Here is a 15,089-nt window from a genome sequence, read left to right as displayed (position 1 = left end):
CTGTGAGCGAGAGTGCTTGTGAAGACAACAATGCATACTTGACATTTGTCAAGTCAGACGTAATCTGGTGATCGACCGACTTGACAGCTGTCAAGGACCAGGAAGCGCCCGCTCGGTGCAGTCCTCATCGGGACGGACTTCAGCCCGATCGCGCGTTTCGTTATGAAGAAGGTAAGCCATGACTTCAGCGCAGCAATCAGAACGCTTTGCGACCTTGCCCGATGACCAGACACTCACGAAAACCGTGGAGGCCCTCGAGCAGAGCGGATTCAGCGTCGAGGTTGTCGACAGTCCTGACTCTGCGCGCGACGTCGTTCTCGCTCGGATCCCGCACGGGGCGTCCGTGATGACGAACTCCTCTGTCACGCTCGGCGAAACAGGGATCGTCGATGCAATCGACAGCGGCGGTCCCTACGTCTCGGCGCGTGCCGAGATGGCTCGTTTAGACCCCGCAACGCAGGCACAGCAGATGAAGGGCATCAGCGGCCACGCCGATTTCGCGCTCGGGAGTGTGCACGCGATCACCCAAGATGGAGCCCTCTTGATTGCCTCGATGTCTGGCAGTCAGCATGCCTCTTATGCCTGGGGCGCAGCCAACGTAATCTTCGTCGCCGGTGCACAGAAGATCGTGCCCACGCTCGAAGCCGCACGTGAGCGAATCTACGAGCACAGCTTGCCACGCGAAGACGCGCGGGTCATGGACGCGTACGGGGTTCATAGCTTCGTCGGCAAGATCCTTGAGATCCACCGCGAGCAGCCCGGCCGAATCCACATCGTCCTGATTCGCCGGCACATCGGGTTCTGAAACGCTACGCGGCTGTCCTACGGACGCGCCAATCCTCGGCCCACAGCACCAAGATGACGCGTGATGACACCGACGGAGGGTGACCACTCGGCCGGCCCGCGCGGTGGCGGCACTGCGGTCGCTCCGAGATGGGCCGAGGCTCAGGCTTCGTCTGCCGCACGCACCACCAGCATCAAATATCTCCGCCCAGTGTCACGCTATGAGCTGCCGAACTTAGTCGTTCGGTGGAATAGCCCGGAACGGACTCCCGGGTCGGCATGCTTCGTTCGCCGACCCGGGAACTGCCGGCGGCGGCGAGACCATCGAAGTTGACTGTCGGGTCGATGAAGGCGACGAGGCCGGCCAGATCGTCCTTCCTTGGCTGATCTAACCCGGACGTACCGCTTACCGCACATAGGACTCGGAGTCACTCCGGTTTGCCACACCGCGACGGCGATACATTCGTGCCCCGGGCGAGCAGAGCGCGCGTCGGACGTCGTCGATGGCGTGACGACACCAGTCATCGCAGCGTCATCTCCGCGGGGCAACGCGACGAAACAAGCCCGCAGTCCGTCCGGTTTGCATAGGTCAGCACTCATGACCGCCCTGCGACGACCTGCTGCGGCCACTACCGCTACCTGAGGAGACGTCCGCGAACTCAACTTGCGTCCGCGGTCAGCAGGCGCACCGCGCGGTGTGCAAGCGCTTCGTTATGCGACTGATTAGCGGATGATCAGGATCACTCACCATCTGGCTTGATAGACAGGTAGCCAGAAGATAACTTTCCAACCAGGATGAGGACGATCCATCCGTCGCCTGCCGATGACATCTGCTACCTCGGTGACCCTGCGAAACCCACTGGATGTCGCAACCCGAAGGAAGCCTGCGTGTCAGCCTATACAGCCGAGCAGTTGCGGTTTGCCTTTCGGGCCTACCGCCAGTACCTCGACGACCTGAACAATCTTGGCGTTACTAGCAGACACGGATCTGCCGCCGTTCCCAAGCCTCCGCACGACGCTCTCTTCGCTTCGGTAGACCTATACCAGTGGTTCTACCGCGCGACGAGGGGCCATCTTCCACAACCGGAGGTCGAGCACGACGCGGAAGAAATACTTCACATCACTTTTGCAGCGGGAAAGTGGCGCGGGCTGGACAGTGGTCCGCTTCCCACTTTTCGAAGTACCTATGGGTACAGGGTTCCCGCGCCGGCCACGGCTCGAGCACGGGTGCTCGCGCTACAGAGCGGGGCGGGAGGTCGGCCCGCTAAGGTCAGCACATAGCCGGGACAGTTCTCCCTGGGGTCACGCCGGTTAGATCCTTGACGGCGTGGTTGTACAACTCGCGAGACGGCGCAACGCCTGTTCCGAGGAAGAGCCCGGCTCGGCGGTGTAGAGCCCGATGAACTGTTCCGGCTCGGCGGTGTTCGCGAGTGTCTCATAGTGGAGGGTCAGCGCACCGATGGCCGGGTGGCGAAGACGGTACGCTCCGTGGGTGTGCTGGTGTACGTCATTGCTGGCCCACCAGCGGCGGAAATTCGCGTCCCGTGCCGACAATTCTTCGACAAGTTTCGCGAGATGACGGTCGTTCGGATTGCGGCCAGCGTAGAGCTGCAGGCCTGCAACGGCGTCGCGCGCAGCTTCTTGCCAGTCGACGTAGAGGTCCCGTGCGGCATCATGGAGAAAGAGGAACCGGACCAGATTGCGTTCGCCCAACGGCAGCGAATCGAAGTCGGTATAGAGATTGCGGGCGAGTGCGTTGCTGGCTAGCACGTCGCAGCGGCGGCCGATCACCAGTGCAGGTACGTCGGTCAGTGCGTTGAGAGTCTGCAACAGGCCGCGTCGCACGTGCTGCACTGGCATCGGTCGGTAGCCGGACCGTTTGACCGTCGCCAGGGCGAAGAGGTGGGTGCGTTCGGTCTCGTCGAGTCGCAGCGCGCGAGCTAGCGACTCCAGCACCGACTCCGACACGTTGAGCCTCCGGCCGCGCTCCAGGCGAATGTAGTAGTCCGTGCTCACACCGGCGAGGCGGGCGACTTCCTCCCGGCGTAACCCCGGCACTCTGCGGATGCCTTGCTGCGTGGCGAGGCCCACCTGTGCAGGCGCCAGCCTGGCCCGTCGCGTACGCAGGAAGCTCCGAAGCTCCGTATTGCTCTCGCTCATGACCGCCAGCGTATGTCGCCCGGCTGCGCGGGCCGCCCTGCCAGACCACTCAGAGGGGGTCCGTTGGTGCCTCTCACGCACAGGCGCACCGACCTGTTCCGGTGATTGACTGAACGAAGCCAAGACACCAGTGGAGACACCATGAAACACAGAATCCTCGGCGGCACGGGCATGTCAGTGAGCGAGTTCGCCCTCGGCACGATGATGCTCGGCTCGATGGGCAACTCTGATCACGATGAATCGGTCAACATGATCCACACAGCGTTGGATGCCGGCATCAACGTGATCGATACCGCGGATGTCTACTCCGCTGGCGAGAGTGAGACGATCGTCGGGAAGGCGATCAAAGGACGGCGTGCCGAGGTCATCCTCGCCACCAAGTTTTCGATGCCGATGGGCACGGACGGCAACAGTCGCGGTGGATCCCGCCGGTGGATCATGCAGGCGGTAGAGGGCAGCCTGCGCCGACTGGGTACTGACTACATCGATCTATATCAGATGCATCGGTGGGATCCGGTCACCGACCTCGACGAGACGCTCTCCGCACTATCGGATCTGATCCAGGCCGGGAAGGTGCGTGCCATCGGCTCGTCCTTATTTCATCCGGAGCAGATCGTCGAAGCGCAATGGCTGGCCGAGCGGCGTAACTACCGTCGCATCCGCTCCGAGCAGCCGCCGTACAACATCTTGTTACGCGGCATCGAAGGCACGACGCTGCCGACCGCGCACCGCTACGGCATGGGTGTGTTGACATTCGGCCCGCTGGGCTCCGGCTGGCTATCGGGCCGGGCCGACCCTACGCGAGGCCATCGCAACGCAGGCCCGGCGACACCGCTGTTCGACCCGGCCGAGCCGGGAAACCAGGCAAAAGCGGCGGCCGTCGCAGAACTCGCCAAGTTAGCGGCCGAAGCTGGGATGACCATGCCCCACCTCGCTCTCGCCTTCGTTCTGTCTCACCCCGCGGTCACCTCCGTTCTCATCGGACCGCGCACGCCGGCACAGCTGGCCGATCTGCTGTCCGGTGTCGACATCGTGCTTCCTAACGATGTGCTCGACGCGATCGACGAGATCGTCCCCCCAGGGGTCAACCTTAATCAGCGAGACATCCTCTTCCAGCCGTCGACTGTGGGGGATAAGCACACCCGCCGCCGTATGCGCTGAGCTCACCTGGCGCCCCGGCGGGTTGATTCGTAGACGCGCCGTCGCTGCCCGTGCCATCGGTGCCTTGAGGTACGCCGATTAGTCCCGGGAGTGGTGAGCAGCCCGGCCGGGCCAATCCTGCTGGTCTGGCCTGGCCGGGCCTCATCGGCCTCAGAGCCTGGTCGCCTCAAGTATCGAGTAGAAGGTTGCCGTCGGGACAACACGGTCGAGTCGGAAGCCGGCGGCCGTGAGCAGAGTGCGGAACTCAGCCTCGGTCCGTTCCTTACCTTCGAGCATGCCGAGCATGGTCAGGTCGGCAGCCTTCACGGGGTGCGGTTCGTCGCCAGGCGGAATGACACCTTCAATGACGATGACTCGGGCGCCAGGCTGCGCAGCCCGGCTGATCGAGTTCAGGAGCCGAACGCAGTTCTCGTCGTTCCAGTCGTGGAAAATGTACTTCAGCAGGTACGTATCTGCGGTGGGGACGGACTCGAAGAAGTCGCCGGCGATGACGTGGACCCGGCTTTCGAGGCCTTCGGCCCTCATCCGGGCCTGGGCCGGCGCCGTCAACTCTGGTCGCTCGAGAATGATTCCTTTGCGGTCCGGTTCGTCTTTCAGGAGTGCTGCGATGAGGCTGCCGTCGCCTCCACCGAGATCGACCACGAGCCGGCCCGGGGGTAGCTGATAATCACTCAGCAGCGGGGTCAGCACGCCTTCCGTGAAGTTTCGCATGGCTCGCGTGAAGTAGCCGAGCTGTTCGGGGTCTCCTTCGAGCCACGTGAAGAAGTCTGTGCCGTTTAGCGCACGGAAGCCGGGTTCGCCGGTACGGATTCGCCGGATGAGGTGTCCGAACGTCTCGTAGTGGCTCTCCATCCAGGTGATGAGCAGGTCTGCCATGGAGCCCTCAACGTCGGCGGCAAGGCGTCTTCCCATGCTTGTCGCCGAGTAGGTGTCGTGAGAGACCTCACGGAACAGCCCGAAATTCGCCGCTATGCGCATCAACCGCCGCAGCGAGTCGGTGTCGGCCCCGACGGCGGCCGCCAGGTCCGGAATGGTGCGGGGGCTTTCCAGCATCTCGTTGGCGATCCCCATCCGGGCGATGACGTACAGAGCCTGCGAATGCATGAAGCCTTGCGCCATCAGCGTCAGGCGGATGGCTTCTGCGGAAGCCTCCTCGTCGGGGCTGGTGGCAGGCGTTCGAGTTGGGTTCGTCACTGCTTGTCCTCGTGCTGCATGGTGGAAATGACGCCGCAACCGCATCAGTCGAGGGTTGTCGCTGGTCTGTGAGCTGATTGTGATCGGTCGCCGGGCCGACGGACGTCGGTGCGGGGCTTCGGCGAGAGACGATTGGCAAGTGGGCAACGTTCTGACTTTCGGAGTTCTCGGCCCAGTCGAGGCGTGGCAGGGGCAAAAGATGGCGGTCCGCCTCGGTTCACCACAGCAGCGAGCGGTCCTGGCGGCCTTGCTGCTGCACGAGGGGGCCCAGGCCACGGTCGAGGAACTCGCCTACGTCGTCTGGGGTGACCGGCCACCGGCTTCCGCGGTCAAGACGGTGCGTACCCACGTCTCGCGGCTGCGGGCCGCGCTGGTCGCTGACCCGCAAGCGGTCGAGACCGTCGCGAACGGCTATTCCATGCCGGTGTCGTCGCAAAACCTGGATATGCTCCGGTTTCGTGAGCTTGCTACTCATCTTCCGATCGGCATGAACGACGAGAGGCACCTCGCCCGTCTTAACGAAGCCCTCGCCCTGTTTCGCGGGGAACCACTGGCCGGCGTCGACGGTATCTGGGCCGACACGCAACGCAGCCGGTTGAAATATCAGCGTGCGGCCGTCATGGAGGAACGTTTCGGTCTTGAGTTGCAGCTCGGCCGCCACCGCGAGATTCTCGCGGAGTTCCCTACCGTGATCGCCGTGTATCCCTTCCGTGAGCGTCTCCACGAGTTCTACATGGTGGCGCTTTACCGATCCGGCTTACGTGCGGAAGCGTTCGAGGCATACCGAGAGCTGCAACGCGATCTGCGGCAGGAACTCGGAGTCGAGCCGGGGCCGGAGGTCCAAGAGCTGCACACCAAGATGCTGCGAGGAGATCCCACATTGCTCCCCTCGGGCGCCGTGACGAACACCGTGGCCGTCCGCGCAGCCCCATCGCCATATACGAATCGCGGACCGCGGCAGCTTCCATCAGATGTGCCGGACTTCGTCGGGCGATCATCACTTGTGGCCGACCTGACCGAGCGGCTGACCCGGCCGCACGGAGTGCCGCTGGTCGGGCTGGAAGGCCTTGCCGGCGTCGGCAAGACGGCGCTGGCTGTGCATGTCGCCGCCAAGCTGAGCGATGCTTTTCCCGACGGGCAACTCTTCGTTGATCTGGGTGGCTCAACCGCCAATCCTGCCGATCCACACGCCGTGCTCGGCTCGTTCCTACGCGCGTTCACGGCCGCCGACGCCGCGATGCCGCATCGAATCGCTGATAGGGCAGCGCAGTGGCGGGACGTCCTCGCTGCGCGCCGAGTTCTCATCGTGCTCGACGACGCCCGCGACGGTGAGCAGATACGCCACCTGTTGCCCGGTGGTGCCGGCAGTGCCGCGATCATCACCAGTTTCACGAGGCACTGGCATCCGGCAGGAACGGAGTGGTTCACCATTCCGCAGCTCAGCGATGACGAAAGCTGGACGATGCTGGCGAAAACGGTGGGCGTTGCGCGGCTGCGGAACGAGCCGGGCGAGGCCCGCGAGATCATTGAGATGACCTGCGGAAACCCGATGATGATCCGGATCGTCGCCAACCGGCTCGCGATACACCCTCATCTCCCGTTGGACGCGGCGAAGCAGCAAATCATCAACGAGCTGAATTCCTCCAGCGCTGAGCAGGACGACTGTATCGAAGCAGAAGAGCGGGCTCGCCGACCTTATCGGCGCCTCATCCCTTCCCACGCACGAGTGTTTCGGCTACTTGCCTGGCTTGACGCCGGCGACATCACCCCTGCGTCGGCTGCAGATCTGCTGGGCATCACGGCCCATGAGGCAGCTGCGGCGCTGCTGGCCATACATCGCCTTCATCTTGCGCGGAGCAACGGACCCAACCGGTTTCAGTTCCCGGCCCTGGTCCGCGGGCTCGCCTATCGCCTCAGCGTGGAGATGGACAGTTCCGAGGATCGGCAGAAGATCCTTCTCAGAAAATCCGCATCCGCGGTCGCACCGGAGTGGCCCTCGAACGGTTGATGGCTTCGCTGCGTGTCCAGGGTCTGCCGGCGGGTCATTGAGTAGAGCTGCCGAGGCTCCGGGCGAGAACAAGGCTGACTCCGGCGTCGACCTCACGGATGAACGAGCCTGGCTTGAGGTCGTCGCCTATTCGTCGAAGAAGTGCGCCCTGATAGATGTCATAGAGCATCTCCGTCAGGAGCGTCGGATACGTCATCCCCTCCGGGAGGGAGCTCCCGGGCCACGCGTGCGCGGTCTCCTCGAGCCAGTCACGCAGCTCTTGAGGCATGTGTGGTCGATGGCTCGGCGACCCGTAACTGCGTAGCAAGCCTCTGGTGAGTTGCCGGGTCTGTTCCCAATTGCGCTCGTTCATGGCGGCGAGCTCGTGGAAGTAGGCGCGCACCCGATCAGTGCCTGTTCGCTTATGGCGTGCCAGGCCAAAGGCATCGTGGGCGCGCCTGACTGCCCACTCGACTGCGATGTCGGACTTCGCGGGAAAGTGGTTGAAGGCGGTGCGACGAGCAACGCCTGCTTTCGTCGCGATGTCCTCCATCGTCGCCCGGTCGTATCCCCGCTCGGTGATGACTTCGATCGCGGCCTCGAACAGCCGTTCCCGTGTCACCGGCGCCGACCCGGCGCCGACCGGCCGTCCAGTTGTGTCCAGCGTCATCGTGCGAGCTCCTCGTTCTGTATTGCCTCCATCCTCGCAGACAAGAGTATGGTGCACTCGAGTGCAGTTCTGCACCCGAGTGCAGATTCAGTACGGGCGATGCTCCTCAAGGAAGGTTCCGATCTACGTCATCCTGGACGATCTGTCCGCGCACAAAGGCGCAACGATGGGGGCGTGGGCGGCCAGTAACAAGGTCGAGCTGTGTTTCACCCGACCTACGCCTCCTGGGCCAACCCGATCGAGGCTCAGTTCGGGCCACTACGCACCTTCGTGATCGCCGGCTCGAACCACCGCAACCATCCGGCCATGACCCGTCACCTGCACCGATACCTGTGCTGGCGTAACGCCAAGCCCGCCACCCCGACGTCCTCGCGGCGCAACGCCTCGAACACGCCCGCATCCGCAGCGAACGCCGATGCCGCTGGGGCCAAACTACGGCCCGAGCAGCTTGACCCTCGACACCTCAACGTTCGTGGTCAGGGTACTAGCAGGGATGTTCGAGGCGAAGCTCAACCAATAACCGTGGCAGCACGGTGTCTGAGCTGCGGCGAACTCCGCCGGTCGCCGGTTGCTCGGCAGACACGATGCTTCGTCGCAGCTCATCGACGTCCATGAGGTTGGGTACGGCGTCTTCGATTGATGATGTGACATATGACTCGTCGGGCCGCAGCGGGCTGAGTAGTAAAGTGTAAAGTCAGAGCTACCGCAAGTAATCCGCACTGGCGAGGTTGCGATTGGTGTTGTCGGTAGTGGTCAGCCAACCCACTGGTCACAGTTTCGGAGAAGAACTAGATGACAGCGTCGATGCGCGTGGTACAAGCTCAGGTAGCTGGCAAACCGTTTGTCCTTGCCGACGTCCCCGTGCCTGACCCTGGGCCAGGGAAAGTGCGCGTGAAAGTGCACGCGTGCGGGGTTTGTGCCGGCGACGAAATCCCTCGGAACGGATTTCTCGGTACGCAGCTGCCGAGGGTGCCCGGTCATGAGATTGCTGGCGTCGTCGACGCGCTCGGTGATGGCGTCGATATGTGGAATGTTGGAGATCGCGTCGGTGTCGGGTGGTTCGGTGGAAGCGATTTAACGTGCGATTATTGCCGGCGCGGTGACTTCCTGAATTGTGTCGACCGGAAGATTGTCGGCAGCACGTACGATGGCGGTTACGCCCAATACATGGTCGCGCCGCAGGACGCGGTCGCACGCATGCCCGAGGGCCTAGACTTTCCCGAGGCGGCGCCGATGATGTGTGCCGGCGTCACTGCATTCAACGCCTTACGGCGTTCGCATGCAGGGCCGGGGGATCTCATCGCGATCCACGGCTTCGGCGGACTCGGCCACCTGGCTGTGCAGTTCGCGAGGGCGATGGGTTTCCGTACCGTCGCGATCAGTCGCGGACGCGTCAAGCAAGAACTCGCTCGGCGACTCGGCGCGGACGAGTTCGTCGACAGCACCGCCACCGACCCCGGCGACGCCTTGCATGCTATGGGTGGTGCGGTGGCGATTCTGGACACAGTCTCCTTGGGGGGCCTTCAGTCCGCTCTGGTCAACGGCCTCAAACCGAACGGACAATTGCTGGTGCTGGAGGGCTTGGACCCGATTCACGTCACCGGCCATAACCTGGTGCAGCCCCAGCTGAGCATCTCGGGCCGGTATGCCGGACACGCACGCGACAGCGAGGAGACGCTGAACTTCGCTGTCCTCAGGAACATCCGCCCGATCATCGAAACGTATCCCCTCGATCGGGCCGAGGAAGCATTCGAGAACCTCAGTCAAGCCAACCTGCGTTCGGTACTCCTACCGCAATGACGACGACGTTTTGATTGCTCGAAGCTTGATGATTGTCCGCGTATCGCTGGACAAGTTCGTTCTGATGTTCGATCCGCAGATCAAGGAGTCGAAGTGAGCAGCGGAATGGTCCAAGGATTCGCGCACGACCGGTATGCGAAGGTGCGTGCGGTATTCAGTGAACACTTGGCCCACGGCGCGGATGTCGGTGCATCGTTCTGCGCGACGGTCGATGGTGAGACCGTCGTGGACCTCTGGGGCGGGTATGCGGACGCGAGCCGGACTCGGGCGTGGGACCGCGACACCATCGTCAACGTGTTCTCCACGACCAAGACGATGACCAATTTGACGGCGCTGCTTCTCGCCGATCGCGGAGCCCTCGATCTCGACGCGCCAGTGGCTCGCTACTGGCCCGAGTTCGCCGCCAACGGGAAGGGCGGTGTGTTGGTTCGCCACGTGCTGGGCCACACCGCGGGGTTGTCCGGCTGGAGGGAACCGGTTAGCGGTACTGACCTGTACGACTGGGAGAAAGTCACCGAACTGTTGGCCGCCCAAGCGCCGTACTGGGTTCCAGGAACGGCGCCCGGCTATCACGGGACGACCCAGGGTTATCTGGTGGGTGAGGTGGTCCGCCGGGTTACCGGGCAATCGCTCGGTTCCGTCTTCCGTCAGGAGATCGCTGAGCCACTCGAGGCGGACTTCTACATCGGACTTCCGGAGTCCGAGGATTTTCGCGTCGCTGACCTGATCCCACCGGCCGACCAGCGGCACAGCGGCAGCCTTCCCTCTCTACTGGACAATATGCTAACCAATCCTCCGGTCGATGTGGCAGCGACCCGTACGCGAGCCTGGCGCGCGGCAGAGATCCCGGCTATCGGCGGCATGGGTAATGCACGGGCGATCGCTGAGGTCCACGCCATTCTCGCCAACGGCGGTGTCGCCAAAGGCCATCGATTCATGTCGGAAGCCGGCGCCCGCAAGGCATTCGACCTTCAAGGCGAAGGGCTTGATGTGGTCATGGGCATCCCCGCTCGCTTCGGCCTTGGCTTCGGTCTCGGCGACGGAAGTACCTTCGGTCGAAACACCTTGTACTGGGGTGGTTTCGGTGGCTCGATGGCTGTCATCGATCCGGAGGCCCGCGCCACGTATGGCTATGCCATGAACAAAATGGTTCGGACAACAACCGGCGATAACCGTGCTCTATCGCTGATTCGGGCCGTGTCGGCGGCGATCACCGGATGAAAGCTGTTCGTTGAGAGGTCCTGCAAGAGCCTGCCACACCACGGGTGGCGACCTGCCGTCGGCTCGCTCCGGCAGCCAGCAGCGATGGACTAAACGCGACGCCGGGACCACGTTGGCCGAACCCGGGGGCAGCGGCTCACGGGTGTTGATCAGCAGCCAGGGTACCGATATCTAGAGTCAGGATGTGTGAGCAACGATGGTAAGCCCGCGATGTGCGGCTGCCCGATGTGACTTCGGGCTCCGGTGTCTGCCGCAATTGATGGAGTCGCGGCGATGATGGATTTCCCGGTTTCGGTCCTGGAGCTCCTCTCTACCGACACTGCCCACCCCGCCGTGGACGCGCACGGCTTCGTCGACGTGGCCCAGGCCGCGGACCGCGCCGGCTACCACCGGATCTGGTACACCGAACACCACGGTGAGCTGTCGTTCATCGCGTTCCCTCCGGCGGTGGTCATTGCCCGAGTGGCGTCCGTGACCACATCTATCCGAGTCGGTTCGGGTGGCGTGCTGGCGGTCAACCACGCCCCGCTCTCGCTCGCGGAACAATTTGAGGCTCTCACCTCCTTCTTTCCCGGGCGTATCGATCTCGGCATAGGACGTGGTCCGGGAGCTCCCGAAGAGGTGGCACGAGCCCTACGGCGGCGTCGGGACCCGGCGACCGAGGAGGAGTACCACGCGAGCGTGGCGGAGATCCTCCGCCTGACAGCGAACCATCAGTATGCGGCTCAGCCGTGGCTTCTCGCGTCCAGCCCAGCCGGTGCCGCACTGGCGGCAAGGCTGGGCCTGCCGATGGCCTTCGCCCACCACCTCCGGCCGCAGAACGCCACGGCGGCGGTGGATCGTTACCGCACGGAGTTCCGGCCGTCCCCTTGGAACGATGCACCCCGGCTGATGCTCGCCGTCCACGCCATCGGCGCCGACAGCGACGCTGAAGCCGAGGTACTCGCAGGTCCAGCGAACGTCATCCGTGCCCGGCTCGCCACCAATCAGCCGAGCATCGGTGTTCTCGGGATTGACGACGCCGCCAAGTATGAGTTCAGCGCAGAGGAGCGCCAGGTGGTCGCCGCGTTCCGCAAGCATTCCGCGCAGGGCACACCGGAGGTGGTCCGCACCCGTCTGGTCGAGCTGGCCGGCAGATTCGGGGCGGACGAGATCATGATTCACAGCCCGATCATCGATCCCGGAATGCGTGTGCACTCATATGAGCTAATTATGGGGGGCTGATCGGGGCCGAAGGTTCCTGCCGCCGGATGGGCAATTCGGGGTTGACGCGATCGTCTGGTGTAGTGCCCGGCTTCCGTCAACGTTTAGTGCGTGGGCGTAGGTTGAGCCGGAGCTGGTACCTCGCTTTGGCCGGACCGGATCGCGATCAGCTTGGCGGATAGGAGCGACGCGACAAGGCCGAGTGCCAAGAAGATCAACGCGAACGGGCCAAGATTATGGACGCCCACGAGCCCGATGCCGGCAGCTCCGGTCAGACCGGATGCAGCGGTTGCCAGGTAGATTGCTGAACCGTTGAGGCCGAGTGTGACTGGTGCGTGTCCCGGGGCGACGCCGACGAGGCGATGCTGCAAGGGGACGAGGTGGGCCCAGCCGCAGGCGCCCCAGATGAACAGTGCGACAACGGCGGTCGCAAGATGCTGATTGGTCAGCGGGAGAAGTGTGAAGTCGATGGCGACGATGACCAATGCTGTGACGATGATGCGTTGGGTCGAGATGCGGTCGGCGAGGTGGCCGGCGGTCAGGCTGCCGATGGTGGCTCCGGTGCCCCAGACGAAAAGAAGGATCGCGAGTGTCAGGCCGTTTCCCCTGGTTGCCCGGTCGAATGATTCCGCAACGAAGGTGTAGTTGGTGAGCAGGCCAGTGAAGACCAGCAGCGTTGTCAGCAGGGTGAATCCGATCCGGGCATCCATGGCTGTTGCCAGCCTCTCCTTGAGCCCGATGGTCGGTGCGGCGGGCAGCGCAGGAAGGATGAACGCGATGCCGGTTGCGGCGAGCACGGCCAGTGCTGCCACGAAGACCAGGGTGGTCTGCCAGTTGGTCTGGCTGCCGATGGCGGTGCCGATCGGTGCGCCCAGCGCGGTGGCGGAGCTGAGCCCGGCGGTGACTATTGCCAGTGCTTTTCCGCGCTGATGTGCGGGTGCCAGTGCGGCGGCGGCCGCGGTGGCGGTCGGGGTGAACATGCCGGCGCCGAGGCCGGCGACGACGCGGCTGGCCAGGACGAGGCCGTAGGTAGGCATCGTCGCGGTCGCGATATTGCCAAGTGCGAGGACGACGAGCCCCGCGATCAGTAGTTGCTTACGGGGCAGGTGCGACGCTGTCGCCGCGATGACCGGCGAAGAGATGGCGTAGGTCAGTGCGAACGTCGTGACCAGCAGTCCAGCCGAGGTTGTGTTCACGTCGAGTGTTCGAGACACGTCCGGCAGGATCCCGGCGACGACGAAGCCGTCGGTCCCTACTGCGAAGGTTCCCAGGGTGAGCATGAGCAAGCGGCGGTACACGTTTCTCCTCAACAACGCCAAGGTTTGAGCGATTTCAAACCGTACGCATCCAGGAGGCGATTAGTCAATCAAAGGTTTGATGAATGTGGTACAGTGTTGTCGGTGGCACACGGGAGGAGTCGCGATGGCGCGTTACCTGGTCGAGCCGGATGTCAAGGACATTCGATTCGATGACGTTCTGCGTGCGATCTCAGACGACGCGAGGATGCGGATCCTGGTGACCTTGCAAGACGGTGAATATCATCCGTGTGGTCCGGAGGGCCTGCTCGCGGCTTTTCACAAATCGACACTCTCGCATCACAAGAAGATTCTTCGCGAAGCTGGTGTGACGAGGACGCAGCTCGTCGGACGGAACTACCTCGTTCGTCTACGGCAGGAGGATCTGGACTCCCGCTTCCCGGGCTTCCTCGACGCGGTGCTCGACGGACTGCACCGGATCTTCTGACGTCTTCAGTCGACTGACTGAAGACGTCATTGCTCGTCGTGACCTAGCGTCGCAAGGACCTGGATGGCCAGATCGTGGCCTCGGCCGTGGTCGCCATGCCGGCGGGTGCTCGATTCTCAGCTGAAACCCTCGCGTGACTTTGGCCATGGTGAACCTGGCAGGGCAGTTCGATAGTGTCAGTTACGGACCAATCGGTCCGGCATCGCTTCATCCGGTTCAAGAGCCATCTGATGACGGCGTGTGCCTCAACGCGACAGTGGCCCACTCTCGGGCCACAAGCGATCGAACTGCGGACCAGCAGCAGGATGGAAGGTTCTCACGCATATGAGTAAGACCTGGTTCATTACCGGCGCGGGGCGGGGCCTCGGACGCGAATACCTGGCGGCCGCACTCAGTCGCGGGGACCGGGTCGCCGCGACCGCGCGCGACACGGGTGCTCTCGAGGAATTCACCGAGCGCTACGGCGACGCGTTCCTGCCGCTGACCCTCGATGTCACCGATCGCACCCAAGCGTTCGCGACGGTCGAACAGGCTGTCCAGACCTTCGGGCGTCTCGATGTGGTGGTCAACAACGCCGGCTACCCGTTGTACGGCGCGGTCGAGGAGATCAGCCCGCAGCAGCTGCGTGACCAGTTCGAGACCAACGTGATCGGCTTGCTGAACGTGACACAAGCGGCCTTGCCGGTGCTACGCGCGCAGAGTGCGGGCCATCTCATTCAGATTTCGAGCATCTATGGCGTCGTGTCGCTGCCACTGCTCGGCGGCTACCAGGCAACGAAGTGGGCGACCGAAGGCTTGACGGAGGCGTTGGCCGCGGAGGTCGGCGGAATGGGCATAAAAGTAACGCTGGTGGAACTCGGCGCGTACAAAACGGGGTTCAACACCGAGTCCGCGGTCTGGGGAGAGACCATGCCTGCCTATCAGCCGGTCAAGGACGAGTTCTTCGCTACGGTGCCAAGCCTGCCCGTGGGCGATCCGGCCGGCGTTGGTCCCGCCATGCTCAAAATAGTCGATGCCGAGGTTCCTCCGTTGCGGGTTCTGTTCGGCGCGCTGGGCCCCCAAGTGACCAAGGCGGCCTATGCCGAGCGATTGGCCGAGTGGTCCGACTGGGAACACCTCGCCATCGAGGCGATGGGGTAACTAGCAGGCAAGTTCATCGGTCGGAGC

At 63.5% G+C, this 15,089-nt stretch carries 12 protein-coding genes and 1 pseudogene; 9 read left to right on the top strand and 4 right to left on the bottom strand.

The features are described 5' to 3' along the window. Positions 1-178: 178 nt before the first annotated feature. Positions 179-805, top strand: coding sequence for an LUD domain-containing protein (locus tag HH310_RS29970; RefSeq protein WP_169179049.1), 627 nt, complete (start codon positions 179-181; stop codon positions 803-805). Between the two features lie 1,289 nt (positions 806-2,094). Here HH310_RS29970 and HH310_RS29965 read toward each other — a convergent pair. Then, positions 2,095-2,943, bottom strand: coding sequence for a helix-turn-helix transcriptional regulator (locus HH310_RS29965; RefSeq protein ID WP_169179048.1), 849 nt, complete (start codon positions 2,941-2,943; stop codon positions 2,095-2,097). Positions 2,944-3,084: 141 nt separating this feature from the next. On the opposite strand from HH310_RS29965, the gene HH310_RS29960 reads away from it, so the two are divergent. Further along, a complete protein-coding gene (locus HH310_RS29960) occupies positions 3,085-4,104 on the top strand; it encodes an aldo/keto reductase (protein ID WP_169179047.1) in 1,020 nt (339 codons plus the stop codon). Positions 4,105-4,254: 150 nt separating this feature from the next. Here the strand turns inward: HH310_RS29960 and HH310_RS29955 are convergent, their stop codons facing one another. Next, the gene (locus HH310_RS29955; protein ID WP_169179046.1) at positions 4,255-5,298 is read right to left on the bottom strand and encodes a methyltransferase; all 1,044 of its coding nucleotides are present in this window, start codon (positions 5,296-5,298) and stop codon (positions 4,255-4,257) included. A 139-nt stretch (positions 5,299-5,437) separates the two neighbouring features. Between HH310_RS29955 and HH310_RS29950 the strand changes: the two genes are divergently transcribed. Then, on the top strand, positions 5,438-7,306 hold the full coding sequence (locus tag HH310_RS29950; protein WP_169179045.1) for an AfsR/SARP family transcriptional regulator: 1,869 nt from the start codon (positions 5,438-5,440) through the stop codon (positions 7,304-7,306). A 34-nt stretch (positions 7,307-7,340) separates the two neighbouring features. Here the strand turns inward: HH310_RS29950 and HH310_RS29945 are convergent, their stop codons facing one another. Then, positions 7,341-7,955, bottom strand: coding sequence for a TetR/AcrR family transcriptional regulator (locus HH310_RS29945; protein WP_169179044.1), 615 nt, complete (start codon positions 7,953-7,955; stop codon positions 7,341-7,343). Between the two features lie 118 nt (positions 7,956-8,073). On the opposite strand from HH310_RS29945, the pseudogene HH310_RS44260 reads away from it, so the two are divergent. The 4 genes and pseudogenes from HH310_RS44260 to HH310_RS29930 form a co-directional block, all read left to right on the top strand. Further along, positions 8,074-8,407: pseudogene (locus HH310_RS44260) on the top strand (transposase); the annotation flags it as partial. Between the two features lie 340 nt (positions 8,408-8,747). Beyond that, complete coding sequence (locus tag HH310_RS29940; RefSeq protein ID WP_169179043.1) at positions 8,748-9,755, top strand: alcohol dehydrogenase catalytic domain-containing protein; 1,008 nt, start codon at positions 8,748-8,750, stop codon at positions 9,753-9,755. Between the two features lie 93 nt (positions 9,756-9,848). Beyond that, a complete protein-coding gene (locus tag HH310_RS29935; RefSeq protein ID WP_312034408.1) occupies positions 9,849-10,976 on the top strand; it encodes a serine hydrolase domain-containing protein in 1,128 nt (375 codons plus the stop codon). Positions 10,977-11,249: 273 nt separating this feature from the next. Then, entirely contained in the window at positions 11,250-12,200 is a 951-nt protein-coding gene (locus HH310_RS29930; RefSeq protein ID WP_169179042.1) for an MsnO8 family LLM class oxidoreductase, read from the top strand. Between the two features lie 83 nt (positions 12,201-12,283). Here HH310_RS29930 and HH310_RS29925 read toward each other — a convergent pair whose 3' ends face one another. Next, positions 12,284-13,477 carry an MFS transporter gene (locus HH310_RS29925; RefSeq protein WP_169179041.1) on the bottom strand — a complete coding sequence of 398 codons (1,194 nt, stop codon included), beginning with the start codon at positions 13,475-13,477 and terminating at the stop codon, positions 12,284-12,286. 124 nt (positions 13,478-13,601) lie between these two features. On the opposite strand from HH310_RS29925, the gene HH310_RS29920 reads away from it, so the two are divergent. Then, positions 13,602-13,922, top strand: a complete 321-nt coding sequence (locus HH310_RS29920) for a helix-turn-helix transcriptional regulator (RefSeq protein ID WP_169179040.1) — start codon at positions 13,602-13,604, stop codon at positions 13,920-13,922. A gap of 324 nt (positions 13,923-14,246) precedes the next feature. Then, a complete protein-coding gene (locus tag HH310_RS29915; protein WP_169179039.1) occupies positions 14,247-15,062 on the top strand; it encodes an SDR family NAD(P)-dependent oxidoreductase in 816 nt (271 codons plus the stop codon). Positions 15,063-15,089 lie beyond the last annotated feature (27 nt).

Origin of the sequence: Actinoplanes sp. TBRC 11911 (assembly GCF_012933445.1) — a bacterium.
Lineage (GTDB): Bacteria > Actinomycetota > Actinomycetes > Mycobacteriales > Micromonosporaceae > Actinoplanes.
The sequence above is the reverse complement of the archived record's forward strand: the minus strand, read 5'-3'. Positions and strand labels throughout refer to the sequence as shown.